Below are 25,451 nucleotides of genomic sequence, written 5' to 3' on the forward strand. Positions count from 1 at the left end.
GGTTCTGGTGAAGAGTACCTAGGGAAAGGCTGTCCAACCGTGTTCGACCCGAAGGATCTCTACGAGCTCGCAGACGACGCGCCCGAGCTGCCCGATCCGGTGTTGTTGTACCACTTCGACGGCTTCGTCGACGCGGGCGCCGCCGGACGCCTCGCACTGGGCCACCTGCTGGCCGAGCTGGAGCACCGGGTCGTGGCGACGTTCGACGTGGACCGGCTGCTCGACTACCGGTCTCGCCGGCCCATCATGACCTTCGACACTGACCGATGGGTGGAGTGCGAGAGCCCGGAATTGGCCGTTCATGTCGCCAAGGACGCGACGGGAACGCAGTTCCTGGTGATGAGCGGGCCCGAGCCCGACCGGGAGTGGGAGCTGTTCACCAAGGCCGTGTCGGACCTGGTGGAGCGCTTGAAGGTGAGCAAGATCGTGACGCTCCACGGCATCCCCATGGCGGTCCCCCACACCCGGCCGCTCGGCCTCACGATGCACGCCAGCCGGCCCGAGTTGATCAACTCCCAGACGAGCGCGTTCGGACGGGTCCAGGTGCCGGGGAGCGTGGCGGCGCTGCTGGAGTTCCGGCTGGGGGCGCAGGGGCACGACGCGCTGGGGTACGCGATCCACGTACCGCACTACCTCTCGCAGGCCGAGTACCCGACCGCCGCCGTCACCGGTCTGGAGGCGGTGACGCGGGGCACGGGGCTGGTGTTCCCGCTGGACGGGCTGCGCGACGCGGCCCGCCGTACGACGACGGAGATCGAGGAGCAGATCCAGGCCTCCACCGAGCTCTCCACCGCGATCACGGGGCTGGAGCAGCAGTACGACGCGTTCGCGGGCGGCGCCGAGCGCGAGAACCTGATGGCCGAGACGACCCCGATGCCCACTGGCGACGAACTGGCCGCCCAGTTCGAACGCTTCCTCGCCGAGCGCGACGACGAGTAAACACCCATATTTTACGGTGGCCCGAGCCGGCACCACCCGCCGCACGTGGCCGGGGCCTGTCCAGGGTGACGCTCACCAGGTGTGCGTGGCGGGCCGCCGTCACGCCGCCCCGTGGGCCGTCTGGGTGGTGCCTTCGTGACCTGGGTACCAGCGCTGCCCTCGTGCCCCGGAACCAGGCGCCTTCGTACCCCCGGAAACAGCGACGCCTTCGTGACCCCGGGACCAGGGCCGTGGCCGGGCACCGCCTGAGGGGTCTCGACGGGGCTGCCGGATAGCCTGAGGAAATGACTGACATCCGGGTCGGACTGGTCGGCTACGGCACCGCCGGAGCGTATTTCCACGCCCCTCTCATCCACGCCACCCCCGGCCTGTCCCTGACCGCCGTCGTGACCGGCAACCCCGCCCGCCAGGCCGAGGTGGCCGAGAAGTACGGCGCGGTCCCGGTGCCCGACGTGGAGGAGCTGTGGGGCCGGTGCGATCTCGTCGTGGTCGCCTCCCCCAACAGGACCCACATGGCCACCGCAGCCTCCGCGCTCACCGCCGGCCTGCCCGTCGTCGTGGACAAACCCCTGGCCAGGACCGCTGCGGAGGGCCGGGAGCTGGTGCGGCTGGCCAAGGAGCGCGGGCTCATGCTGACCGTGTTCCAGAACCGGCGCTGGGACGGCGACTTCCGCACCGTCCGCAGGCTGGTCGAGGAGGGGCGGCTGGGTGACGTGCTGCGCTTCGAGTCGAGGTTCGAGCGGTGGCGGCCGGTGCCCAAGGGCGGCTGGCGGGAGACCGGGGGCGCGGAGGAGATCGGCGGGCTCCTCTACGACCTGGGCAGCCACCTGGTGGACCAGGCCCTGCAACTGCTCGGCCCGGCGCGCGAGATCTACTGCGAGAGCGACGTGCGGCGCGAGGGGGTGGCCTCCGACGACGACACGTTCATCGCGCTGACGCACGCGGGCGGGGCCCGGTCGCATCTGTGGATGAGCTCGGTGGCGGCCTGGCGCGGGCCCAGGTTCCGGGTGCTGGGCTCGGCGGCCGGGTTCGTGAAGTACGGGATGGACGTGCAGGAGGAGCGGCTGCGGGCGGGGATGTCGCCCGGTTCGCCGGAGTTCGGGGAGGATGACGAGGGGAGCTGGGGGCTGCTCGGCACGGAGGAGGCCCATCGTGCCGAGCGGACGGAGCCGGGGGCGTACCTGGACTTCTATCGCGGGGTTGTGGCGACCCTGCGCGAGGGGGCGCCACCACCCGTGGACCCGGAGAGCGTGATCGACACGCTGACCGTCATCGAGGCCGCCCGCCTGTCGGCCACCCAGCGCATCGTCACCCACCTGGGCTGACCCACCCAGGCGCCCGGACGGAGCGCGTCGGTCTCCCGCTCGGTCAGCTCAGGCAGATCATCTATGTCCACGGCGGTCGGCGGGGTGACGGCGAACGCGTCGATGACGCGGCGCGCGACCGACGGGGACAACAGCGCGTCGCCGTCGGCGACCAGCGCCGGCGAGCCCGGCGTCCGGCTCGGGCTGTGCGCCCTGCTCCTCCTCGCCGCCCTGGTCGCGGTGTTGATCTCCCCGCACCAGCCCGCCGCTCTCCTCGGCGGCCTGGCTCTGGCCTGGGCCGACAGGACCCAGGGATCCCGGAAATGAGTAGGCCCTACTCATGAGAAATCCGCCGGTCACGCCCACTCTGGATCACATGACACGAATTATGATCATGTCCCTCGCAGCAGTCCGCCGTACCCTCATCGTCTCCTTGACCGCAGCCGCCGGCCTCGCCCTCACCGGGATCGGGGTCGCCCACGCCGAAACCACCTACTACGAGGTCGTCGCCGAGCACAGCGGCAGATGTCTGGACGTTCAGGACGCCAGCCGCGCCAACAAGGCCAACGTTCTGCAGGCGTACTGCGTGAATGGACGCAACCAGCAGTGGGCTCTCAGGCGAACCGACAACGGCTACTTCAAGCTCGTTGCCCGGCACAGCGGCATGTGCCTGGACGTACAGGACGCCAGCCGCTTCCACGGCGCCGACGTCCTGCAGGCGAACTGCTGGGACCCGGGCTACAACCAGCAGTGGAGGATGCGGACGATGCCCGGACCGAAATGGCGCGGCACCGGCCTCCCCTTCGAGCTGATCGCCCGGCACAGCGGCCTGTGCCTGGACGTTCAGGACGCCAGCCGGGCCCACGGGGCCAACGTCATCCAGGCGATCTGCAAGGACCGCCCCAACCAGATCTGGCGTCTCCGAACCCCATGAGCGCCAACCGGAGGTGTTGACCCTGGCCCCCGCGTCGCTTCGGCGCGGGGCCGTCCGCCTGCTGCCACGCGGTAGGCGGCCGGTGGTGGCGTCAGTCGCGGAGGCGGGTGTGGAGGGCGGTCGTGTCGGCGTCGGTCCAGCCGTGCCGGGTCAGCCAGCCCATCGCCCCGCCGAACCGCTCGTCCAGCACCTGGAAGAACTGCTCGATGTACCGGGCCCGCGGCATGTGGTCGTCCGCCGGCCGCGAGTCCAGATCGCCCCGGTACGTCGCGCTGCTCCGCAGCCGCTTGAGGATCAGCTCCAGCCGCTCCCCCGTCGCCACGTAGTCCTCGACGATCGCCTCTCGGGTCGCCCCCGCCACCTCCAGCGCCAGCGCCGACAGCACTCCGGTGCGGTCCTTGCCCGCCGCGCAGTGCACCAGCGCCGCCCCGTCGTCCAGCGACATCGCGCGCAGCGCCGCCACCACCGCGTCCGGGCGGTCGCGCAGGTAGCCGAAGTAGAAGCCGGTCACCCGCAGTTCCTCGTCCAGCCCGCGCTCGGCCCAGGGCAGCACCCGGTCGCCGTCGATGGTGTCGGCCTCGACGTCGGTGTGCGTGCCGCCCTCCGCGAACAGCGTCAAGTGGTGGTGGCGCACCTCGGGCACCTGGGTCAGCGGCCCCGGGCCCTCCATCGCGACCTCGGCGTTCGAGCGCAGATCCACCACGTGCCGCAGTTTCAGCTCACCCACCAGCACCGCCACGTCACCCGGCGTGAGGCCCTGCAGGTTGTCGGCGCGGAAGATCCGCCCGCGCCGGATGCGGCCGCCGTCGCGAGTCGGCAATCCGCCCAGGTCACGCGCGTTGACCGCGCCTTCCAGGTCTATCCACCTCGTCATCTCATCCATTATTGCGACCCTATATGTCCGCCAAATATGAGCGAATTCGAGGTTCATAACGCAGCATGAACGTATGGATCCACGAGCTCTGCCGCCCCGGCTGGTGATCGATCCAACGCTGCACCCGGAGATCTCGGTCGAGCTGCGGTCCAGCCCGCACATCCTCCGCCAGGCTCGATCCGGTGTGCGCGTGGACACCACGAAGAACCCTGCCCTCCTCTTCGTGATCCCGGCCCTCCTGATGGTGATCGCCGTAGCGACCGGCACGGAAGCCCTGCTGGTCCCCGGTGTAGGGCTCGGGCTGATCGTCCTGTTCAGGTGGATGGCGTTGGACGGCACCTATCGATCGACCCGGCGGCGGATCCGCGCCGCCCAGGTCCACGCCAACCGCTTCATCCTCCCCGAGGACCTGGACTACCCCTGCCAGAGGCTGCTGCGCAGGGCACAGAACGCGGTCGAGGCGATCATGGCCTCCCGCGTCCACCGGGACGGCCTGATCGACACCATCGACAACCGGGTCTCACTGCCCGAGGAGGTCTGGCAGATCGCCCAGCGGCTGCGGAAGCTGTCGTCCATGCACGCCGAGCACGGCAAGATCGTCCCCCGCGAGCTGCCGCCCGGCATGGAGGACGCGTTCAAGCCCTACACCACCGCCCTGGACGCCGCCTGGACGTCGCTGTCGCACCGCGTCCGCCACCTGGAGAAGTACGCCAAGCAGGTGGTCAAGGCGGACAAGGTCTACCACGCGCACCGGCGGCTCGAGGCGCTGGCCGCCAAGACCCCCGAATACCAGCAGCTGATCGCCGACACCGTGCGGGACGAGCTGGCCCACGAGCGCATCAGGGAGCTGGCCGACCAGGCGGCGCACGTACGCAAGCTGTTCGAGGAGAGCATCGCCCAGGCCAGGCTGGCGGCGGGCGAGCTGATCAGGACCCCCCTCACGTGATCCGGGCCGCTCAGGGGCCGGCGCGTCTGAGGAGCTCCAGGGTGCGGCGCATGCCGGCCTCGTTGCCGAGGCTGCGGTAGATGTCCCTGGCCTGCTCCAGCGGCTCCACCGCGGCCCCGCGGCCGCCCGCGTCGAGGTGCGCCTCCCCCAGGTAGCGCAGGCTCCTGGCCATCCACCACCGGTCCTCGAGCTCCTCGAACCCCCGCACCGCCCGCCGCAGCTCCCGCTCCGACTCCTCGATCCGGCCCAGCCGCGCCAGGGCCCGCCCGGCCGACACGGCGGTCCTGGCCACCCCCCACGAGTCGCCCAGCGCGGCCAGGATCTTCTCGGCCCGCCGGACGAAGTCCAGCTCGCGCAGCCCGTTGTCGGGGTCGCCGACCTCCCCCGCGGCCCGCAGGCAGCGGGCCTCCTCCCACAGCTCCCCCCGCTGCCTGAACATCTCGGAGGCCCGGTCGAGGCTGAACCCGGCCCTGGTGAACAGGTTGGCCGCCAGCCGGAGGTCGCCCGCGCGGTGCTCGACGCGCGCCTGCGCGGCCAGCACCTCGCCGTAAACGCGCAGGGTCTGGGCCTCGGAGTAGCGGTTGCCGTCCCGCTTGAAGATCTCCAGGGCGTCTTCCAGCAGCTCCCTGGCCTCGTCGGGACGGCGTTCCGACATGCGCATCTCGGCGAGGTTGCGCTGGGTGCGGGCCATCCACCACAGGTCGTCCTCGCCCTTGAACGCGGTGATGGCCCCGATGAGATAGTCCTGCGCCCGGTCCAGGTGGCCGTCGCTGAACAGCGTCATGCCGATCGTGCGCATGGCCCTGGCCGCCCACCAGGTCTCCCCCAGCTCCTCGAACGTCTCCAGCGCCCGCCTGGCCTCCTCCAGCGCCCGCTCCCGCAGGCCCAGCCCGCCGTGCACGGAGGCGCTGTCGAGCAGCGCGATGGCCAGCGCGCGCCGGTCGCCGATCTGCGCGGCGGCCTCGCAGCCGAGCTCGGCGACGGCCACCCAGTCGGCCCAGTACGCGCGCAGCGAGTGGCACAGGGAGCAGAACGCCCTGGCCAGCCCCCAGGTCAGCTCCCACAGCCGGAGCTGGCGGGCCAGGTGGATCATGGCGAGCAGCGTCAGCCGCTCGGCGTTGAGCCAGTCGCCGGCCCGGACCTGCCCGTCGGCGTCGGAGCGGCGTCCGCCCTTGCTCCAGTCCTGCGGCCAGCGGTTCTGCGCGGCCCCCTCGGCGCGGCGGCGGTAGCCGTAGAGCACGCGCTCGATGGCGGCCCTGCGCCGCTCGGACTCGTCCTGCTCGGCCAGCTCCGCGGCGAACACCCTGACCAGGTCGTGCAGCCGGTAACGCATCGTGCCGGTCTGGTCGGTGCCCGAGCACTCGGCGAGCTGGGCGTCGATGAGGGCTTCGAGCTGGTCGGCGCCGTCGAGCCCGGAGCTGTCGAGCAGCTCGCCGGCCACCCAGCCGGGCACGTCGGGCGCGGTGAGCGCGCTGAGCAGGCGCAGCAGGCGGCGCTGCATGCCCGTGCAGTCGTCGTAGCTGAGCTGCACGGAGGCGCGCACGCTCTTGTCCACCGTCGGGGCCACTTCGAGCTGGTCGAGGCGGCGGCGGGTGTCGGCCAGCCGGGCGGACATCTCGCGCATGCTCCACTGCTCGCGGGTGGCCAGCCGGGCGCCGCAGATGTTGATCGCCAGCGGCAGGTAGTCGCACAGCCGCACGACCTCCTTGGCGGCCTCCAGGTCGTCGACGACCCGGTCGCCGCCGGCCAGCCTGGCCAGCAGCTCCACTCCGTGCGCCTCGCTGAACACGCCCAGCCGCGTGTCATGGGTGCCGTTCAGGAACAGCGGCGCGCGCGAGGTGACCAGCACAGCGCAGCCGGGCTCGGCCGGGATCAACGCCTTGACCTGTTCGGCGTCGTGGGCGTTGTCGAGGCCGATGAGGATCCTGCGGCCCTTGGTCCAGGTCAGCCAGAGCTTGCGTAACTCGTCCAGGCCGCCGGGGTCGGTGGTCAGGCGCACGTCCAGCGCGCGCAGGAACCCGATCAGCACCTCGTCGGGGCGCACCGGTGCGTCCACGCCGCCGCGCAGGTCGGCGTAGAGCCTGCCGTCGGGGAACCAGCCGGCCGCCTCGTGCGCGAACCTGGTCATCAGCGCCGACTTGCCGACGCCGCCCCGGCCGTACAGGGAGACCACGAGGGGCGGTGAGAGGCCGGGGGTCTTCCTGCGCTCGGTGAAGACCTCGTGCAACTCGGCCAGCGCCTCGGCGCGGCCGGTGAAGTGCTCGGGGACCGGCGGCCACTGGTCGGGCGGGTGCGGGCCGGGCGCGGGGAGCGCCTGCTGCCGGGGCTCGCGCGGCTCAGTGGTGGCCCAGGTGGTCAGCCCGACGAGGGCGGCTGCCGCGCCGGTCACGGCGATCTTGGCCAGCGGCGGGATCTCCCAGTCCACGGAGGCGGTCAGCACGCTCGCGGCGGCGGCCGCGAGGCCCGCGGAGATGGGCGCGGCCCATGACACCTTTCTGCGTCTTTTGCGCGGTTTGTCAGGTAGGTCCCCTGTCAACGAACACCCCCTATGGGGTAATTCAAGCCAATGGGGTACGGCTTGCGCCAGCCGTACCCCATCGTTCATCTGTTAGCCGATCACATGACAGGTGGCCGTCGCGGTCTTGCTCGGGTCGCTCTCCGAGGTGGCGGTGAGCTTGACCCTGGCCAGGCGGTCGCCGCCGGTCCCGCGCACGGCGTTCACGGTGACGAGGTCCTGCCTGCCGAACGCGACGGAGTCCAGCGCGTTCGGGAGCTGGGCGGTCCAGCCCTTGCCCTGGATCTCGGCCTTGAGCCGGTAGACGTCGGAGTTCAGGTAGGCGCTGACGTCCTCCGGGTGCTGCCCCTGCGCCGGGGCCGCCTTGCCGGTGTTGAACAGCGGGAACTTGCAGGTGGAGATGTTCTTGGCGGTGGGCAGGCCGGCCGAGGGGAGCAGCTTGACGCCGCGCTTCTGCGGGCCCGTGCCGTCGAGCGAGCGGATGGCGACCGTGTAGGACAGCCCGCCGTCGCGGTCGCGCTTGACGTCGGTGACGTAGAAGTGCAGGCGGTTGGCCTGGTCGACGTACTCGTACTCGCTGCCGGAGTCCGTGCCGGCGTGGAAGAGGGCGTCGGCGAGCTGGCGGTAGTCGCCGACCGTGATCGGCACCTTCGTCCCGTCGGGCAGCACGTAGTCGGTCATGCCGATGTCCTGCGGGTTCGCGTCGATCACCCACTCGAACGGGGACCGGTCCTGGTTCTTGGTCTTGGCCAGCAGGACGCCGGAGTCGGGCGTGAAGGAGTCGGTGCCCACGCGGTCCACGACCTCGACCGTGTAGTTCTCGTAGCCGCCGCCGTCACACAGCGGGTTCGTCGTGACGTCGCAGGCGGGGCTCTTGTCGCCGGTGTCGAAGGAGATGTTGACGCCGGACAGCTCGTTCTTGCCCGGCTGGACGGCGCGGGCCACGACCCGGGCGGTGACCAGGCCCGACTCGTCGAGCGCCTCGCGCGAGAGGCGTAAGACGTTCTGCTCGTCCACCATCTCCAGCTTGATCTTGTTGCGCAGCATGTGCTGGGCGCCCATGGACGCGCCGGCGGTCGGCGGGATCAGCCAGCGGGAGTGCGGGCCGCCGGGGCCGTTGAAGCTGCCGCGGCTGAGCATCTCCCAGACGCCCGTGTACGCCCTGCGCGCCGGCACGCCGTACGGGTTGTTGTAGTTGTCGGCGATGCCCATGATGTGGCTCAGCTCGTGGGCGTAGACGGCCATGCCCGAGCTCTCGGCCTGGACCGAGTCGATGCCGAAGCGGGCGTTCGGCCAGAAGTTGGAGCCGGCCTGCCACGAGGTCCAGTCGACGTAGCGGGTGGCCACCCAGTTGGGCAGCGCGGGGTCCGGCGGGCCCCACTCGTCCGGCACGTCCTCCTTGGTCGGGAACTTCATCATCCCGAACTCCTGCCAGGTGGCCGACTCGTCCTGACCGGCGCTCAGGTAGAAGACGAAGTCGAACTGCTTGGCCACCTCCTCGCCGACAGAGGCGATCCAGGCGGCGTTGCCCTCGGTACGCAGGTTCTTGTTGCAGGTGTCGCCCGCCGGGCAGCCGGTGCCGCCCTGGAACTCCATCGCGTACTCGTGGTCCTTGCCCGACAGCGTGTAGGGCCCGAACCCGGTCAGCTCCACCCCGTACCTGCCGCCCGAGTCCTCCATCCAGTACTCGTGGATGGTGTGACCCTTGTTGAGGTCGTTCGGGGTGTTGAGGAAGTCCTGGTAGAACTTGGCCACCTGGTCGCGCGGGACGTCGTGGGCCTCGGCGCTCGGGTTCGCGTAGATCGTCGAGCCCTTGGGCTGCGTCACCACGAACGACTGGTTCGGGTAGTCGAGCAGCACGAGCGCGCCCTTGAACGTGCGCTTCGACCCCTTGACGGCGGGGTCGTTCCACTTGGTGCCGGGCGGCCGTTTGTAGTCCGCCCACGTCATGCTGTCGGGATTCTCCCAGTTCTGCGGATCAATCGGCTTGATGCCGCCGGCTGGGTCGGAGCGCAGGGCCTGGGCGTCGGCGGATTCGTCGCGCTGCCAGGGCTGCGTTTGCGGCCAGTGGTTCTGCCGCCACGGATACTCGGGATCGGTGGGGGGTGCTGCGGAAGCAGGGGTCGCCATCAGGCTCACCGGGATCAGCACGATGGCCGCCAGCAAACCCTTCAGCAGCTTCTTCGGGGCAATCACGGATTGACGGTATAGACGATGTTGACGGAGATCACCGATCAGTTGTAGGGAAGAACCCTAGTCGTCTTTCCGACAATTGTTGAAATATCCACGTAAAGGTGTTGGTGTGGCGGATCTCCAGCGGACCGTGGACGAGCTCGCCGCGCGTCTCGGCCGCCCCCTGCTGCTCGAGGACCGCGTGCAGCGCGTCGTGGCCTACAGCGAGCAGAACGGCGCCATGGACGACATCCGCCGCGACTCGATCCTGCGCCGCAGCACCACTCCCGAGGTGCGGCAGTGGTTCCGGGCGGCCGGCGTGCACGAGGCGACCGGGCCCGTGCGCACCCCGGGCGCGCCGCACTTCGGCCTGCTGCCGCGGGTGTGCGTCCCGGTACGGCACGCGGACGCGCTGCTCGGCTTCCTGTGGTTCGTCGACGCGGAGCCGGCCATGTCCGCCGCCGAGATCGCCGAGGCCGTGGCCGCCGCCCCGGCGCTCGCGCTGGCCCTGTTCCACGAGAGCCTGGCCACCGGGCTGGCCTCCCACCGGGAGCTGGAGGCGGTCACCGGGCTGCTGGCGGGCGAGCGGGACGCGGCCAGGCAGCTCATCGAGGCGGGCGCGTTCCCGCAGGCGCAGCCGGTGACCGTGCTGGTGGCCAAGCCGCGCGGGGCCGAGCCGGACGAGGCGCTCAGGCTGGGGCTGGAGCAGGGGCTGCTGGCGCTGCGGCGGCGGCTGAACGGTCACCATCCGCTGCACCTGGTCCGCTACGACCACGCCGTGCTGCTGACCGCCGGGCCGCCGGTCTCCCCCGACGAGCTGCACGCGGCCATGCCGGTGCCGGTGGTGGTCGGGGTGGGGCGGACCAGGCCGGCGCTGGCGGAGGCGGCGGAGTCGTACCGGGAGGCCAGGCACGCGGCCGAGGTGACCTCGCGGGTGCCCGGGCTCGGGCGCACGGCCGAGTGGGCGCGGCTCGGCGTCTACCGGATGCTCACCCAGCTGCCCGACCAGGAGCTGCATCCGGGGCTGGAGGGACTGCTGGCCGACGCCCAGTACCTGCCGCTGCTGGAGACCCTGGAGACCTACCTGGACCTGGCCGGGAGCGCGGTCGCCACCTCTCGGGCGCTGCGGCTGCACCGGACGTCCCTGTACTACCGGCTGCAGCGGGTGGAGGAGCTGGCCCGTACCGACCTGAAGGACGGGGGCGAGCGGCTCGCGTTGCACCTGAGCCTGAAACTCGCCCGCCTCTCCGGTCGATATTTACCGAGAGAATCGCATAATTTGTCCTAATTGCGAACCTGACAGGGCTCACGTTTAATGCCCTGACAGGGATGATCCGACGGGAGTGCCGATGCCGTCTGCGAAACGTGCCGGTCCGGTCCTGAACAGGCGCGCGCCCATGCCCGTCGTGGTCCATTCCGGCCCGCTCGTTCTGCCCGTCTGCGCCGATCCCATTCGCGACGGGGCCGTGGCGCTCAAGGGCGACCGGGTGGTCGAGGTGGGCACGCGAGCCTCGGTGACCACGTCCTTCCCCGCCGCCGAGGAGCGGCGGTGGACCGGCATGATCGTGGCCGGGCTGGTCGACGCCCGCGCCGCGGGGTCCGCCTCCGGGCCGGCCGCCGGACCCGGGGTGACGGCGCGGGCGGGGGTGGTCTCCGACCTGGCCGAGCCCGCCGGGGTGCCCGGGATCTCGTACGTCGAGGTGACCAGCGCGAGCGAGGAGGAGTGGGAGACCCGCGGGCGGGACGCGGTGATCACGGCGATCCGCGAGGTCGACCGGCCTTGCCCGGTGGGGATCGCGGCGCACACGCCGGACCCGCAGGTGCTGGAGGACGTGGCGGTGCTGGCCAGGACGTTCGGGCTGCGCCTGCTGGTCGATCTGGACCGGCTCTCCCCCGCCGCGCTGGACGAGGCGGGGGTGCTGGGACCGCTGTGCCACGTGGCGGTCTCCCGGCCGCTGGACCCCGGGGAGCGCAAGCTGCTGCGGCTGCGCAAGACCGTGGTGGCCGTCTGCGCGTCGCCCGCCCCCGACGTGCTGGCCCTGCTCGACGAGGGCAACACCGTCGCCCTCGGCACCGGGGCCGACGGCGGTCCGACGGGCGGCACCGGCGGGGTGCTCGGGGTGGCGCGGGGCATCCGGCAGCACGCCCGCGAGCTCGGGCTGCGGACCCGAGGGCTGGACGGCAGGCTGGTGGCGGCCGCGACCATGGGCGGGGCCCGGGCGCTGGGGATGCACCGGGGCAAGGGGCGCATCGGGTCGCTGGCCCCGGGGACCCGCGCCGACTTCGCCGTCTTCGACGCCCGCGGACGCTACCCGTACGCCGCGCTCCTGGCCCAGCCACCCTGCCTCGGCACCGTCCTCGGCGGCACCGTCCTCCCCGCGGCCTGATCGCTAGCGGAACTGGGACTCCACGAGGCCCAGCAGGTCACGGAGCTGGTCGCGCTGCTCCTCCGTCAGGACCGTGAACAGGTCCTGACCCGCGTCCCGGCGGGCCTCGCGGGCGCGCTCGGCCATCCGGCGCCCGTCGGGGGTGATCATCACTAACGTGGAGCGGCGATTGGCGGGATCCACCTCGCGGCGCGCCAGCCCGGCCTCCTCCAGCGCGTCCACCACCGGCGTGAGCGAGCGCGGCACGATCCGCAGCTCGTCGGCCAGCCGCACCATCCGCAGCGCTTCCGGGGCCTCGGCGAGCGCCCGGAGGGCCCGCGCCTGCCCCGGGTTGAGCCCCAGCGGGACCAGCCGGTCCACGTACCCGCGCCGCAACCGCCTGCTGACCAGGTGCAAGAGCTCGGCGAGCTCCTTTTCTCCCATGTCGATAAGTTTAGCCGGAACAAATATGAGTTAACCTCTGTTTGAGTGGACATCTGAAAGGAGGCGCCACTTGGCGGAGGAACCACGCGCGCCCCTCGGGCGCATCATCAAGCTGTTCCGCCCCTACCGCGGCCGCCTGGCCCTGGTGGGCTCCCTCATCCTGCTGTCGTCGCTGGTGTCGCTGGCCTCGCCCTTCCTGCTGCGCGAGGTGCTGGACGTGGCGATCCCGGCCAGGGACGCCGGCCTGCTCGCGCTGCTGGCCCTGGGCATGATCGCGGTGGCGGTCATCACCAGCGTGTTCGACGTCGTACAGACGCTGATGTCCACCACCGTGGGCCAGCGGGTGATGCACGACCTGCGCATCGCCGTCTACGGCCACCTGCAGCGCATGTCGCTGGCGTTCTTCACCCGCACGAGGACCGGCGAGGTCCAGTCGCGCATCGCCAACGACATCGGCGGCATGCAGTCGGTCGTCACCTCGACCGCCTCATCCCTCGTCTCCAACCTCACCACCGTGATCGCCACGATCGTCGCCATGGTCGCGCTCGACTGGCGGCTGACGGTCGTCTCGCTGCTGCTCATGCCGGTGTTCGTGTGGATCAGCCGCAAGGTCGGCAGCGAGCGCAAGCGCATCACCAACGAGCGGCAGCGCAAGCTGGCGAGCATCGCCTCCATGGTCCAGGAGTCGCTGTCGATCAGCGGCATCCTGCTCGGCCGCACCATGGGCCGCTCCGACGGTCTGACCGAGCGCTTCGGCCGGGCCTCCGACGAGCTGGCCGACCTCGGCGTGCGGACGAGCATGGCGGGACGCTGGCGGCAGTCGTCCATCCAGATCGTCATGGCGGCCATGCCCGCGATGATCTACTGGGCGGTCGGCCACACGGGCGCGATCTCGGTCGGCACGCTGGTGGCCTTCACGACCCTGCAGACCAGCCTGTTCAGGCCGATGGTCTCGCTGCTGCGGCTGGGCGTCGAGGTGCAGACCTCGCTGGCGCTGTTCGGGCGGATCTTCGAGTATCTGGACCTGCCGGTGGACATCCGCCCCGGCACGCGGGAGCTGCAGGACGTGCGCGGCGAGGTCCGCTTCGAGGACGTCGACTTCTCGTACGGCGAGACCCCCACCCTCACCGGCGTGGACCTCAAGGTCCCGGCGGGCGCCAGCCTGGCCGTCGTGGGCGAGACCGGCTCGGGCAAGACCACGCTCAGCTACCTGCTGCCCAGGCTCTACGACGTCACCGGCGGGCGGGTCACGATCGACGGGGTGGACGTGCGGGAGCTGACGTTCGACACGCTGAGCGAGGCGGTCGGCGTGGTGTCGCAGGAGACGTACCTGTTCCACGCCTCGATCGCCGACAACCTGCGCTTCGCCAAGCCGTCGGCGACCGACGAGGAGCTGGAGGAGGCCGCGCGGGCCGCGCGCATCCACGACCACATCGCCTCGCTGCCCGACGGCTACGACACGCTGGTGGGCGAGCGCGGCTACCGGTTCTCCGGCGGCGAGAAGCAGCGCCTGGCCATCGCGCGCACGCTGCTGCGCAACCCGCCGGTGCTGGTCCTCGACGAGGCCACCAGCGCGCTGGACACGCAGACCGAACGGGCCGTGCAGGAGGCGCTCGACGCGCTGGCGCGGGGCCGTACGACCATCACGATCGCACACCGGCTGTCCACGGTCCGCGACGCGGACCAGATCGTCGTGCTGGACGGCGGGAAGATCGTCGAGCGCGGCACCCACGACGAGCTGATGGCCCGCGCCGGCCACTACGCGGCGCTGGTGAGCAGGGATCATCCGCTCGAGCTCGTTTAACTCTCAAATGGGCATCATCCCAGTCCCATGAGTAGCCCTGACCCCTCTGGCAACCGACGCCCACCACAGTGTCGAGGAGGGACAAGGAAGAGTTGGCCCAGGCCCTGAGCAAGGCCAAGTCATAGAATTTCGGGCCGCGTCCTGGGTAGGGGGCGCGTATGACCGAAAAACCTCCTGACCGGTTCGGCTTCAGTGACGAACAGGCGATCGAGTTCGAGGAGTGGACCGAGGATCTCGGTTTCTACCACGAGGTCAAGGAAGACGACCCCCAGCGCCGGGACACTCTCGACGAACGCCTTCGCCGCGAGGCCAGGGACCGGCTCCACGAGCCCCGCCCCAAGCACCGGCTGACCCAGCCGGACGAAGGGCTGGCGCCCGACACGGAAGGCGAGGAGATCGCCCTCGATTGGGGCGACGACGACGGGAACGACCTGTCGGCGGAGGAGCGTGCCATCCGCATCGACTCCGACGAGAACCTCACGTGATCCGTCCCCGCGCCGCCGTCACCGCTCGCGCGGCGGTCCGGCGCGGGCGTTCATCCAACGCGTCCCGACACTCGCGCTCAGCCGAGGCGTTCCAGCACGGTCAGTACGGCGTGCAGGTCGTCGATGATCGCGTCGGCGGCCGCCGCCTGCGGGCGCTCGGCGTGCAGGTACCCCCACGGGCCGCGGCGCAGCAGCGCCGTGCGCATGCCCGCCGCGGCGGCCGGGAGCACGTCGTTGTCGAGCCGGTCGCCGACGTAGAGGATCTCGCCGGGCTCCCGCCCCGCGACCGCCGCGACCTTGGCGAAGAACCCGGCGTCCGGCTTGGACACGCCCCATCCCTCGGAGGTGTGCACGGAGTCGGCGGGCAGGTCCATGGCGACCAGTGCCCCGTAGGCCCGCGCCGGCTGGTTGCCCGCGATGATCACCTGGTATCCGGCCGCCCTGATGGCGGCCAGGGCGTCGCGCACGTCGGGGTAGAGGTCGTCGGCGTCGAAGTGGTTGCGCAGGCCGTCGGGCTCGTCGCGCTCCCAGGCGGCATCCTCCGCGTCCGCGTCGAAGCCGGGGCGGATGAGCTCGAAGGCGTCGATGTGGGGGCGATCCAGCGCCGCCATCCCGCCGAGCGCGCCCATCAGCACGAACTCGCTCACACCCAGCCGCCCGGCCCAGCGCGTCCAGATGCGCGCCTCGCTGATCAGCGTCTCCCCGACGTCGAACACCACGGCCTTGATCATCAATCCCCCCGTTTCAACCCGTTCGGCCGGGCGCCTAGGCAAAGCGCCCGACAAATCCTATAAGGGGGATTTCTTCATGAAGCCAGAGCGCGATGCGAAGCACCGCCAGCTCGACGCCGATCGCGTCCCACTCGACGACCTCACCATGACCACGGATCAGGGCGTCCCGGTCGATCACACGGACGACTCGCTGCGGGCGGGCACCCGCGGGCCGACGCTCATGGAGGACTTCCACTTCCGCGAGAAGATCACCCGTTTCGACCACGAACGCATCCCCGAGCGCGTGGTCCACGCCAGGGGCGCGGGCGCGTACGGGGTCTTCCAGCTCTACGAGCCGCTCGGCGACCTGACCTCGGCGGCCTTCCTGAACGACACCTCGACGCCGACGCCGACGTTCGTGCGCTTCTCGACCGTCGCGGGCTCGCGCGGCTCGGCCGACACCGTGCGGGACGTACGCGGGTTCGCCACGAAGTTCTACACCTCTCAGGGCAACTTCGACCTCGTGGGCAACAACTTCCCGGTCTTCTTCATCCAGGACGGCATCAAGTTCCCCGACTTCGTGCACGCGGTCAAGCCGGAGCCGCACAACGAGATCCCGCAGGCGCAGTCGGCGCATGACACGTTCTGGGACTTCGTGCAGCTCCAGCCGGAGTCGCTGCACATGGTCATGTGGCTGATGTCCGACCGGGCGATCCCGCGCAGCTTCCGGATGATGCAGGGGTTCGGGGTGCACACGTTCCGGCTGGTGAACGCCTCCGGGCAGGGGACGTTCGTCAAGTGGCACTGGCGGCCGGTGCTGGGGACGTACTCGCTGGTGTGGGACGAGGTGCTGCGCATCCAGGGCAACGACCCCGACTACAACCGCCGGGACCTGTGGGAGGCCATCGAGCGCGGCGCCTACCCCGAGTACGAGCTGTGCGTGCAGCTCGTGCCCGAGTCGCGGGAGCACGACTTCGACTTCGACCTGCTCGACCCCACGAAGATCATCCCTGAGGAGCAGGTGCCGCTGCGGCCCATAGGCAAGATGACGCTCAACCGCAACCCGCAGAACTTCTTCGCCGAGACCGAGCAGGTCGCCTTCCACACCGCCAACGTCGTGCCCGGCATCGACTTCTCCAACGACCCGCTGCTGCAGGCCCGCAACTTCTCCTACCTCGACACCCAGCTCCTGCGCCTGGGCGGGCCCAACTTCCCGCAGATCCCGGTCAACCGGCCGGTGAACGAGGTGCGCAACGACCAGCGCGACGGCTTCCACCAGCACCTGATCCACGAGTCGCGCACCAGCTACGCGCCCAACTCCATCAGCGGCAACCGCCCCGAGGCCACCGACGGCTACCGGCACTACCAGGAGCGGGTGGACGGCGTGAAGATCCGCGAGCGCAGCCCCAGCTTCGAGGACCACTACAGCCAGGCCACCCTGTTCTGGAACAGCATGGCGGACTGGGAGAAGCGGCACATCGTGGCCGCGTTCCTGTTCGAACTCGGGCACGTGGAGCGGCCTCCCATCAAGGAGGGCGTGGTCCGGCACCTGGGCCAGATCCACCCCGACCTGGCCGCCCAGGTGGCCCAGGGGCTCGGCCTGCCCGAGCCGCCCAGGACCGAGGTCCACTCCAACGCCTCACCCGCGCTCAGCATGACCGGCCAGCCGCAGAGCATCGCCACCCGCAAGGTCGCCATCCTCATGGCGGACGGGACGGACGCCGGCGAGGTGACCGCCCTGCGCGAGTCGCTGGAGGGCAAGGGCGCCATCTGCGAGGTGCTGGCCCCGGCGGAGGGCACCGTGGCCGGCATCCCCGTGGACCGGCAGCTCGGCGCGGCGAGCTCGGTCCTCTACGACGCGGTGGTGGCCGCCGACGGCGCGGCCCTGGCCTCGCTGGGGCGGGCGCGCTTCTTCGTCATGGAGGCGTTCAAGCACGGCAAGCCCATCGGGGCCGTGGGGTCGGGGCGGGAGCTCCTGGAGGCCGCGCGACTGCCCAGTGACGTGGGGGTGGTGATGGGGGACGGGATCGCCGAGAAGTTCGCCACGGCGGTCGCCGGCCACCGCTTCTACGAACGCGACGTGGACGCCGTCCCGGCGTGACACCCCATCGAATCGGCCGCCCCACGGGGCGGCCGATTCTCGTGGCATCGGCACGCGCGAGATGGAATACTTAGCGTGCCCGTTCGAATACGAAGGGAGAGAATCCATGGTCGCCATGGTGGAAGAAGAGCTCCACACGGACGCAGTAGAAGTGGAGGAGGACTACACCGAAGCGGTGGAGGAGGAGCAACACTCCGGCGAAGAGGAGCTGGACGAGGCGGAGCAAGAAGACAACCCGAAGTCGACTGCGGTGCGACGCCGCCGAACGCCACGCACCGCTCGGGAGTTGTTCGATGTCCTACCCCCCCTCCCCGGCTTCCGGGTTGAGGTCATCGAAGGGAAACTGATCGTGAGCCCATCAGGCACCCCTGAGCATTTCTTGACCAGCGACGAGCTAGCCTACGCTCTGCGTCCGCTGCGCAAAGAACGCGGCTGGCACGGAGCACATGGTCCGCAGATCTGCATCGATGGGCCCCGATACTCACTCCAGCCCGACTACGTGCTGTGGCCCCGCGACTGCAAACGGTGGGGCAATGAGCTGCTGTCGACTGGAGTGATCATGGTCACCGAGGTGGTCTCGCCCAGCAGCGTTCGCGACGACCGCGAGGAAAAGGTGCGTCTTTACGCGCTGGGCAAGGTGCCGGTCTACCTGCTGATCGACCAGGTCGCGAAGTGCCCGAGTGTAACTGTCTACAGCGACATCGAGGACGACGTATATCGCACGATCGACTCGGAGCCCATGGGAAAGCCGCTCTACCTGCCCGACCCCGTCAACCTCGAGCTCGACACCTCGATCTTCATGGTGTGAGCTTCTCCATCGCCTTGGTGATGCGCTTCTCCGACACCGGCGTGGGCGTGCCCAACGTCTGAGCGAAGAAGCTCACCCGCAGCTCCTCGATCATCCACCGGATCTCCACCACGTCCGGATCCCCTCTCCGCGCCCGAGGGAGCTTCTCCAGCACGTCGTGGTAGTCGTCCTCGACCTTGTGCACCTTGTCCATCCACTCCTGGTCCCGCCAGGGCTCCTCGGGGAGCTTGGTGAGGCGGCGGTCGATCGCCCGGATATAGCGCAAGATGTCGGACAAACGCCGGTAACCGGTCGCCGTGACGAAGCCCGCGTAGACGAGTTTGCCGAGCTGCTCGCGGATGTCGTCCGTCGACGCGCTCTCCCGCAGGCCGCCCAGCTGGCCGCCCGCCGCGTGCCAGACGCTCAGGATCTGCTCCACCTTCGACAGCACGTCGGCCGCCGTGTCGTGGAGGTGAGCCCGTACGTGCTGGTAGAGGCGGTCGAAGGCCACCGGGTCCCACGCCGCGCCCCCGGCGTCGAGCATCAGCTTGTCGACCGCCGCGTTGACCACGTCCTCGAACAGCGCCACCGCCCCGCCGTGCGGGCTGCGTGACAGCGCCAGCTTGGCCTGGTTGGACAGGCCGCCCAGTAGGGATTTGGCCGGGTTGGTGACGTTGAGGAGGAGCAGGCGGCGCACGCCGGGCCAGTGGGAGCGGCGCTGCTCGGCCGCCGTGTCGAAGATCTTGATCGAGACGGAGTCGCCCGCGTCCACCAGCGCCGGATAGCCCTTCATCCGGCCCTGCTCGAACACCTTCGGCAGCGTCCCGAAGCTCCACGTGTGCAGGCCGGTCTGCTCCAGGTCGTCGCCGGCCTGCGAGAGCGTCTCCCGCAGGCGCGGGGCGAGGCGGCGCTTCAGCGCGTCGAGGTCCTTGTCCTCGGCCACCGTGCGCCTGCGCTCGTCGATCACCCGGTACGTGATGCGCAGATGCTCGGGCACCTGGTCCAGCTGCCAGGCCTCGCGCGGCACGCGTACGCCGGTCAGGCGCAGCAGCTCGCGCTCCACGGCCGCCAGCAGCGGCTCACCGCCCTGCTTGACCCCCTCCAGCACCTGCTTGGCGTAGTTGGGGGCGGGCACGAAGTTGCGGCGCAGGGCCTTCGGCAGGGAGCGGATCAGCGCGGTGATCAGCTCCTCGCGCAGGCCGGGGATCTGCCAGTCGAAGCCGTCGGAGCTGACCTGGTTGAGCACCTGGAGCGGCACGTGGACGGTCACGCCGTCGGCGTCCGCGCCCGGCTCGAACTGGTAGGTCAGCTTCATCCGCTGCCCGAGCTGTTTCCAGGTGTCGGGGTAGTCGCGGGCGCTGACGTCGGCGCCCTCGTTGACCAGCATGTCCGGCGAGAACGTGAGCAGGTCGGGCGTCTGCTGCCTGGCCTGCTTCCACCAGGAGTCGAAGTGGCGGGCCGAGACCACGTCGGCCGGCACCCGCTGCTCGTAGAAGTCGAACAGCGCCTCGTCGTCCACCATGATGTCGCGGCGGCGGGCCCGGTTCTCCAGCTCCTCGACCTCGCCGAGCAGCCTGCGGTTGTCCTTGAGGAAGCGGTGGTGGGTGTCCCAGTCGCCCTCGACCAGGGCGTGCCTGATGAACAGCTCACGCGACAGGTCGGGGTCGATGCGGCCGTAGTTGACCTTGCGGCCCACCACCAGCGGCACCCCGTACAGGGTGACCTTCTCCAGGGCGATCACCGCACCCTGGTTCTTCTCCCAGTGCGGCTCGGAGTAGGTGCGTTTGACCAGGTGTTGCGCGAGCGGCTCGACCCAGTCGGGCTCGATCTTGGCATTGACGCGCGCCCAGAGCCGGGAGGTCTCGACCAGCTCGGCCGACATGACCCACTGCGGCTGCTTCTTGGCCAGCGCCGAGCCGGGGAAGATGGCGAAGCGGGCATTGCGGGCGCCGAGGTATTCCTGGATCGGCCGGCGGCCGTCCTGCCCCCGCTGCTTGTCCATGACGTCCTTGACGCCGATGTGCGACAGCAGCCCGACCAGCAGCGACGCGTGCACGTGGTACGGCTGCGCGGGCTGGCTGTTGGGCTGGGCGCCGAGCGACTGGCGCACCTGGCTGTAGATGTCCTGCCACTCGCGTACGCGCAGGTAGTTGAGGAACTCGGCCTTGCACAGCCGCCGGAAGGCGCTGGAGGACAGCTCCTGCTGCTTGTCGCGCAGGTAGTTCCACAGGTTGAGGTAGGCCAGGAAGTCGGACTCGGGGTCGGCGAAGCGCCGGTGCTTCTCGTCGGCCTGCTGCTGCTTGTCGGACGGGCGCTCGCGCGGGTCCTGGATGGACAGCGCCGCGGCGATCACCATGACCTCGCGCAGGCAGCCGTTCTTCTCGGCCTCCAGCACCATGCGGCCCAGGCGCGGGTCGACGGGGAGGCCGGCCAGCTTGCGGCCGACGCCGGTGAGCTTGCCGTGGACGTCGAACGCGCCCAGCTCGTGCAGCAGGTTGACGCCGTCCTTGACCTGGCGGCGGTCCGGCGGCTCCACGAACGGGAACGCCTCGATGTCACCCAGCCCGATCGAGGTCATCTGGAGGATGACGGAGGCCAGGTTGGTACGCAGGATCTCGGGGTCGGTGAACTCCGGCCGGCTGAGGAAGTCCTCTTCCTCGTACAGCCGGATGCAGATGCCGTCGGAGGTGCGGCCCGAGCGGCCCTTGCGCTGGTTGGCGCTGGCCTGCGAGACGGCCTCGATCGGCAGCCGCTGCACCTTGGTGCGGTGGCTGTAGCGGGAGATGCGGGCGAACCCCGGGTCGACGACGTATTTGATGCCGGGGACCGTGAGCGACGTCTCGGCGACGTTGGTGGCCAGCACGACGCGGCGGCCCGTGTGGCGCTGGAAGACGCGGTGCTGCTCGGCGGCGCTCAGGCGGGCGTAGAGCGGGAGGATCTCGGTGTTGCGGAACTCGGCCTTGCCCAGGGCGTCGGCGGCGTCGCGGATCTCCCGCTCGCCCGACAGGAACACCAGGATGTCGCCGGGGCCCTCCGAGATCAGCTCCCGGCAGGCGTCCACGATGCCCTGGGTCTGGTCGTCGTCCTCGCTGAGCGGCCGGTAACGCACCTCCACCGGGTAGGTGCGGCCGGAGACCTCGACGATCGGCGCGTCGTCGAAGTGGCGGGAGAACCGCTCGGGGTCGATCGTGGCGCTGGTGATGATGACCTTGAGGTCGGGGCGCTGGGGCAGGAGCTGCTTGAGGTAGCCGAGGATGAAGTCGATGTTGAGGCTGCGTTCGTGGGCCTCGTCGATGATCAGCGTGTCGTACTGGTCGAGCGTGCGGTCGTTCTGCAGCTCGGCCAGCAGGATGCCGTCGGTCATCAGCTTGACGAGCGTGCGGTCGCTCGCCTGGTCGGTGAAGCGGACCTTGTAGCCGACGACCTCGCCCAGGCCGGTGTCGAGCTCCTCGGCGATGCGCTCGGCGACCGTGCGGGCGGCGATGCGGCGGGGCTGGGTGTGGCCGATCAGCCCGCGTACGCCGCGGCCCAGCTCCAGGCAGATCTTGGGGATCTGGGTCGTCTTGCCGGAGCCCGTCTCGCCCGCGATGATCACCACCTGGTGGTCGCGGATGGCCGCCAGGATGTCGTCTTTCCGCTGGGAGACCGGCAGGTTTTCCGGATATTTCACCACCGGTACGGCTTCGCGCCGCCGGACCAGCCGCTGCTCGGCGCGTTCGACGTCGGCGAGGATCTCCGCGACGATCTTGTCCCGGGCGTCACGTGACCGGACCCGGCGCATGCCGTCGAGCCTGCGCCGCAGTCGCCGCTGGTCGCGCGGCATGAGCTCGGGCAGGCGGGAGTGGAGCTCGGCGAGTGGAGAGGACAAGGAAGGCGTTCCCATACTGCTTTCAGGATATTTGAGCCCCGCGTCCCCGGAGCCAACCGACCATGCTGCCCGACACCGGCGGGACGCGCATCCCAATATCTCGCCCGGCCCGGGGCGCCTGTCGGTCATACCAGCTCGGCGGCGAGACGTTCGATCGTGTCACGGCCCTCCAGGGGGCGCAGCCAGGCGGCGGGCAGGACGCCGGTGCCGTGGAGGGCGCCGAGCAGGTTGCCGCACACCGAGCCGGTGGAGTCGCTGTCGCCCGAGTGGTTGACCGACAGCAGCAGGGCCCGCTCCACGGAGGGCTCGACCAGGGCGCAGTACACGCCGATGGCCAGCGCCTCCTCGGCCACCCACGCGCCGCCCAGCGACTCGACCCGCTCCGGCGAGTGCGCGCCGCCGTCGGCGGCGAGCGCCACGGCGGCGCGCAGGGTCGCGCTGGTCTCGTCGTGCGCCGGGTAGGCCGTCAGCAGGTCCACGGCGCGGTGGACGGCGGGCTCCAGGGCCTCGCCCGCCACGAGGTACGCCGTGATCGCGGCGAACGCCCCCGCGGCCAGGTAGCCGGTCGGATGCCCGTGGGTGATCTGCGCGCACGCCGCCGCCACCTCGAACGCCTCCCGAGGGTCGGGCCCCGCGGCGCCGGAGAGCGCGACCAGGCCGAAGGGGGCCGAGCGCATCACAGTGCCGCAGCCCTTGGAGTTCGGGTTCACCGGGCCCGGCTCCCCCAGCGGGGACGGCCCGGGGAACTGCTGACGCAGGCCCGACAGGCAGGCGTTGCCCGGGGCCCGGCGCGAGTACAGCCAGGTCTCCTCGCGCAGCCGGCCCGTGCGGTGCGGGCGGTCCGCGGGCGGCGGGGCCTGGTGGTTCTGGGTGTCGAGCCAGCGCAGGTACGCCTGCAGCACGGGCTCCACCACCTCGGGGTACGGGTACGCCGCCCGCCCTGGGGCCGGGGGTCCACCAGCGGCGCGGGCCCGGAGCAGCCCTTCCACGGTGAAGAGTGTCATCTGGGTGTCGTCGGTGATGAGGCCGGACCTTCCTCGCCACGTCGTGACATATCCGGTAATGCCCTCCGCCCCGTGCTCCCTGCGGATCTCCCGCCACGACTGGAACTCGATCGGCGACCCGAGCGCGTCGCCGATCGCGCCACCGAGGAGGCAGCCTCGTACTCGATCCCGTACGTCCATGGGGAAATCTTGTCAGGCTCCGGGCGGTCTGAGAGATTGCGGGTGATTCGGCCCACGTCCCGGAGGTCACGCGTGCCACAATTACGCCCGGCCCTCTTCGCCGTCACCCTCACCCTCGCGATCGCGACACCCGCCCAGGCGGCGGCAGCAGCACCCGCCATCACCGTCCAGAACGGCCGTACACAGCCGGTCTTCTCCTACGCGGACGCGGTCCGCGAGCACGTGTACGTCGAGTCGACCGTCGACAGCGACCTCGACGGCAAACTCGACAGAGTACGCGTGGACGTCATCAGGCCCAAGGAGTCCGGCCCGGGGCTCAAGGTGCCGGTGATCATCGATGAGAGCCCGTACTACGACAACTCCGGCCGCGGCAACGAGGCAGAGCGCAAGATTTACGACGCCGCCGGAAATGTCACGAAATTTCCGCTCTTCTACGACAACTACTTCGTCCCCCGCGGCTACGCCGTCCTCAACGTCGACATGCTCGGCACCACCCGATCGGACGGCTGCCCGGACATCGGCGGCAAGGCGGACGTCCTGGGCGGCAAGGCCGTCATCGACTGGCTGAACGGCCGCGCCAAGGCGTTCAGGGCGGACGGCACCCCGGCCGTGGCCGACTGGACGACGGGCAAAGCCGCCATGATCGGCAAGTCGTACGACGGCACCCTGGCCAACGCCGTCGCCGCCACCGGCGTCGAGGGCCTGAAGACGATCGTGCCCATCTCGGCCATCAGCTCCTGGTACAAGTACCAGCGCTCCAACGGCGTCATCTACAACCACGACTACGCCTCCTGGCTGGCCAACTACGTCGACACCGACCCCGAGGCCAAGTGCCAGGCCGTGCGCGACAGGATGGACGCCGAGGACGGCGACGACACGGGCGACTTCAATCCGTTCTGGGCCGAGCGCGACTACATCAAGGGCCTGCTCGGCGACGCCTCCAAGGTCAAGGCCAGCGTGTTCGTCGTCCACACGGTCAACGACCTCAACGTCAAGCCCGACAACTTCTCGACCTGGTGGAAGGCCCTGGCCGACCGCAACGTGCCGCGCAAGATCTGGGTCGGCCAGACCCAGCACGTGGACCCGTTCGACTTCGAGGGCCGGCGCGCGCTCTGGGTGGACACCCTGCACCGGTGGTTCGACCACTGGCTGCACGGCGTACGCAACGGGATCGTGAACGAGCCCCGCGCCGACGTCGAGATCGGCCCGGCCCGCTGGACCACCCAGCACGACTGGCCGGCGCCGTTCGCGCTCAAGGCGTCCCTGCGTCCCGCGCCCGACGGCTCGCTCGGCCTGAAGCCCGCCGCCAGGAACAGCACCGCCTCCTTCACCGACGTCGCCATGACCGAGAGCGACATGGTGGCCGACATCGGGACGGCGAACCCGGGACGGGTCGCGTTCACCACGGGCGCGCTCCCGCTCGACCTGCGCCTGTCCGGCACGCCCACCGCGGACCTGCGGGTCAAGCTGGACAAGCCCACCTCCAACCTGACCGCCCTGCTCGTCGACTTCGGCGACGGCACCCGCGTCGACTGGCGCCGCGGCCAGGGCATCACCACGCTCACCGAGGAGGACTGCTACGGCGAGAGCACCGCGGCCGACGACGCCTGCTACAAGAAGGTCGTCACGAACGTGGCCACCCGCCCGCTCGAGATCGTCGCCCGCGGCTGGATCGACGTCCAGAACCGCGACTCGCTCAGCCAGGCCGCGCCGCTGCCGCCCGGCACGTACGGGACGGTCAAGTGGCTGACGCTGCCGCAGGACTACACCTTCAGGAAGGGCCACCGGGTCGGCCTCGTGGTGGCCGGCACCGACTCGACCTACAGCGACGAGACCGGCACCGGCGCGACCGTGACGCTGGACCTGGCCAGGTCCAGCGTCGTCGTCCCGTTCGTCCTGGGCACGCCGCTGGCGGACGTGCCGAGGGACACGACCACGTTCCGCGGTCCCGACCGGGTGGAGCTGCCCGAGCCCGATCGCGAGTTCTCGTTCTTCTAGCGGTATGAGGGGGCCTCGGG

At 70.5% G+C, this 25,451-nt stretch carries 19 protein-coding genes; 12 read left to right on the forward strand and 7 right to left on the reverse strand.

Annotation, left to right across the window (positions count from 1 at the left end; all coding sequences use genetic code 11):
- Positions 1-39: 39 nt before the first annotated feature.
- The 4 genes from ACWDRB_RS03440 to ACWDRB_RS03455 all read left to right on the forward strand — a co-directional run bounded on the left by ACWDRB_RS03440 (position 40) and on the right by ACWDRB_RS03455 (position 3,177).
- On the forward strand, positions 40-939 hold the full coding sequence (locus ACWDRB_RS03440) for a proteasome assembly chaperone family protein (RefSeq protein ID WP_350723021.1): 900 nt from the start codon (positions 40-42) through the stop codon (positions 937-939).
- A gap of 284 nt (positions 940-1,223) precedes the next feature.
- Entirely contained in the window at positions 1,224-2,264 is a 1,041-nt protein-coding gene (locus ACWDRB_RS03445; RefSeq protein WP_449891693.1) for a Gfo/Idh/MocA family oxidoreductase, read from the forward strand.
- A 63-nt stretch (positions 2,265-2,327) separates the two neighbouring features.
- Complete coding sequence (locus ACWDRB_RS03450) at positions 2,328-2,570, forward strand: hypothetical protein (protein ID WP_449891694.1); 243 nt, start codon at positions 2,328-2,330, stop codon at positions 2,568-2,570.
- Between the two features lie 49 nt (positions 2,571-2,619).
- The gene (locus ACWDRB_RS03455) at positions 2,620-3,177 is read left to right on the forward strand and encodes an RICIN domain-containing protein (RefSeq protein WP_449891695.1); all 558 of its coding nucleotides are present in this window, start codon (positions 2,620-2,622) and stop codon (positions 3,175-3,177) included.
- Positions 3,178-3,268: 91 nt separating this feature from the next.
- Here the strand turns inward: ACWDRB_RS03455 and ACWDRB_RS03460 are convergent, their stop codons facing one another.
- Positions 3,269-4,051, reverse strand: coding sequence for a tyrosine-protein phosphatase (locus ACWDRB_RS03460; RefSeq protein WP_449891696.1), 783 nt, complete (start codon positions 4,049-4,051; stop codon positions 3,269-3,271).
- A gap of 73 nt (positions 4,052-4,124) precedes the next feature.
- On the opposite strand from ACWDRB_RS03460, the gene ACWDRB_RS03465 reads away from it, so the two are divergent.
- A complete protein-coding gene (locus tag ACWDRB_RS03465; RefSeq protein WP_449891697.1) occupies positions 4,125-4,997 on the forward strand; it encodes a hypothetical protein in 873 nt (290 codons plus the stop codon).
- Positions 4,998-5,007: 10 nt separating this feature from the next.
- On the opposite strand, the gene ACWDRB_RS03470 is transcribed toward ACWDRB_RS03465, so the two are convergent.
- Entirely contained in the window at positions 5,008-7,488 is a 2,481-nt protein-coding gene (locus tag ACWDRB_RS03470) for an ATP-binding protein (protein ID WP_449891698.1), read from the reverse strand.
- A gap of 117 nt (positions 7,489-7,605) precedes the next feature.
- Positions 7,606-9,708: a M6 family metalloprotease domain-containing protein gene (locus ACWDRB_RS03475; RefSeq protein WP_449891699.1), complete on the reverse strand. Its 2,103-nt coding sequence runs from the start codon at positions 9,706-9,708 to the stop codon at positions 7,606-7,608.
- Positions 9,709-9,814: 106 nt separating this feature from the next.
- Between ACWDRB_RS03475 and ACWDRB_RS03480 the strand changes: the two genes are divergently transcribed.
- Both ACWDRB_RS03480 and ACWDRB_RS03485 read left to right on the forward strand, forming a co-directional pair.
- Positions 9,815-10,972, forward strand: a complete 1,158-nt coding sequence (locus ACWDRB_RS03480) for a PucR family transcriptional regulator (RefSeq protein WP_449891700.1) — start codon at positions 9,815-9,817, stop codon at positions 10,970-10,972.
- Between the two features lie 109 nt (positions 10,973-11,081).
- On the forward strand, positions 11,082-12,071 hold the full coding sequence (locus ACWDRB_RS03485; RefSeq protein WP_397365018.1) for an amidohydrolase family protein: 990 nt from the start codon (positions 11,082-11,084) through the stop codon (positions 12,069-12,071).
- Positions 12,072-12,074: 3 nt separating this feature from the next.
- Here the strand turns inward: ACWDRB_RS03485 and ACWDRB_RS03490 are convergent, their stop codons facing one another.
- Positions 12,075-12,494 carry a MarR family winged helix-turn-helix transcriptional regulator gene (locus ACWDRB_RS03490; RefSeq protein ID WP_449891701.1) on the reverse strand — a complete coding sequence of 140 codons (420 nt, stop codon included), beginning with the start codon at positions 12,492-12,494 and terminating at the stop codon, positions 12,075-12,077.
- Positions 12,495-12,564: 70 nt separating this feature from the next.
- On the opposite strand from ACWDRB_RS03490, the gene ACWDRB_RS03495 reads away from it, so the two are divergent.
- Positions 12,565-14,298 carry an ABC transporter ATP-binding protein gene (locus ACWDRB_RS03495; RefSeq protein ID WP_350723041.1) on the forward strand — a complete coding sequence of 578 codons (1,734 nt, stop codon included), beginning with the start codon at positions 12,565-12,567 and terminating at the stop codon, positions 14,296-14,298.
- A 158-nt stretch (positions 14,299-14,456) separates the two neighbouring features.
- The gene (locus tag ACWDRB_RS03500; RefSeq protein ID WP_350723043.1) at positions 14,457-14,783 is read left to right on the forward strand and encodes a DUF5709 domain-containing protein; all 327 of its coding nucleotides are present in this window, start codon (positions 14,457-14,459) and stop codon (positions 14,781-14,783) included.
- A gap of 77 nt (positions 14,784-14,860) precedes the next feature.
- Here ACWDRB_RS03500 and ACWDRB_RS03505 read toward each other — a convergent pair whose 3' ends face one another.
- Positions 14,861-15,514 carry an HAD family hydrolase gene (locus ACWDRB_RS03505; RefSeq protein WP_449891702.1) on the reverse strand — a complete coding sequence of 218 codons (654 nt, stop codon included), beginning with the start codon at positions 15,512-15,514 and terminating at the stop codon, positions 14,861-14,863.
- A gap of 76 nt (positions 15,515-15,590) precedes the next feature.
- Between ACWDRB_RS03505 and ACWDRB_RS03510 the strand changes: the two genes are divergently transcribed.
- Together ACWDRB_RS03510 and ACWDRB_RS03515 are read left to right on the forward strand one after the other, a co-directional pair.
- Positions 15,591-17,594 (forward strand): catalase, encoded by a 2,004-nt coding sequence (locus ACWDRB_RS03510; RefSeq protein ID WP_449891703.1) that lies wholly within the window; start codon positions 15,591-15,593, stop codon positions 17,592-17,594.
- 106 nt (positions 17,595-17,700) lie between these two features.
- Entirely contained in the window at positions 17,701-18,402 is a 702-nt protein-coding gene (locus ACWDRB_RS03515) for a Uma2 family endonuclease (RefSeq protein WP_449891704.1), read from the forward strand.
- Here the strand turns inward: ACWDRB_RS03515 and hrpA are convergent.
- Positions 18,392-22,264: an ATP-dependent RNA helicase HrpA gene (gene hrpA, locus ACWDRB_RS03520; protein ID WP_449891705.1), complete on the reverse strand. Its 3,873-nt coding sequence runs from the start codon at positions 22,262-22,264 to the stop codon at positions 18,392-18,394. The two genes, ACWDRB_RS03515 and hrpA, sit on opposite strands and share 11 nt — an antisense overlap.
- Positions 22,265-22,374: 110 nt before the next feature.
- Positions 22,375-23,433, reverse strand: a complete 1,059-nt coding sequence (locus tag ACWDRB_RS03525; protein ID WP_449891706.1) for an ADP-ribosylglycohydrolase family protein — start codon at positions 23,431-23,433, stop codon at positions 22,375-22,377.
- Between the two features lie 72 nt (positions 23,434-23,505).
- On the opposite strand from ACWDRB_RS03525, the gene ACWDRB_RS03530 reads away from it, so the two are divergent.
- Complete coding sequence (locus tag ACWDRB_RS03530; RefSeq protein WP_449891707.1) at positions 23,506-25,431, forward strand: Xaa-Pro dipeptidyl-peptidase; 1,926 nt, start codon at positions 23,506-23,508, stop codon at positions 25,429-25,431.
- The last annotated feature ends 20 nt before the right edge of the window (positions 25,432-25,451 follow it).

The organism is Nonomuraea sp. NPDC003707, from assembly GCF_053587055.1.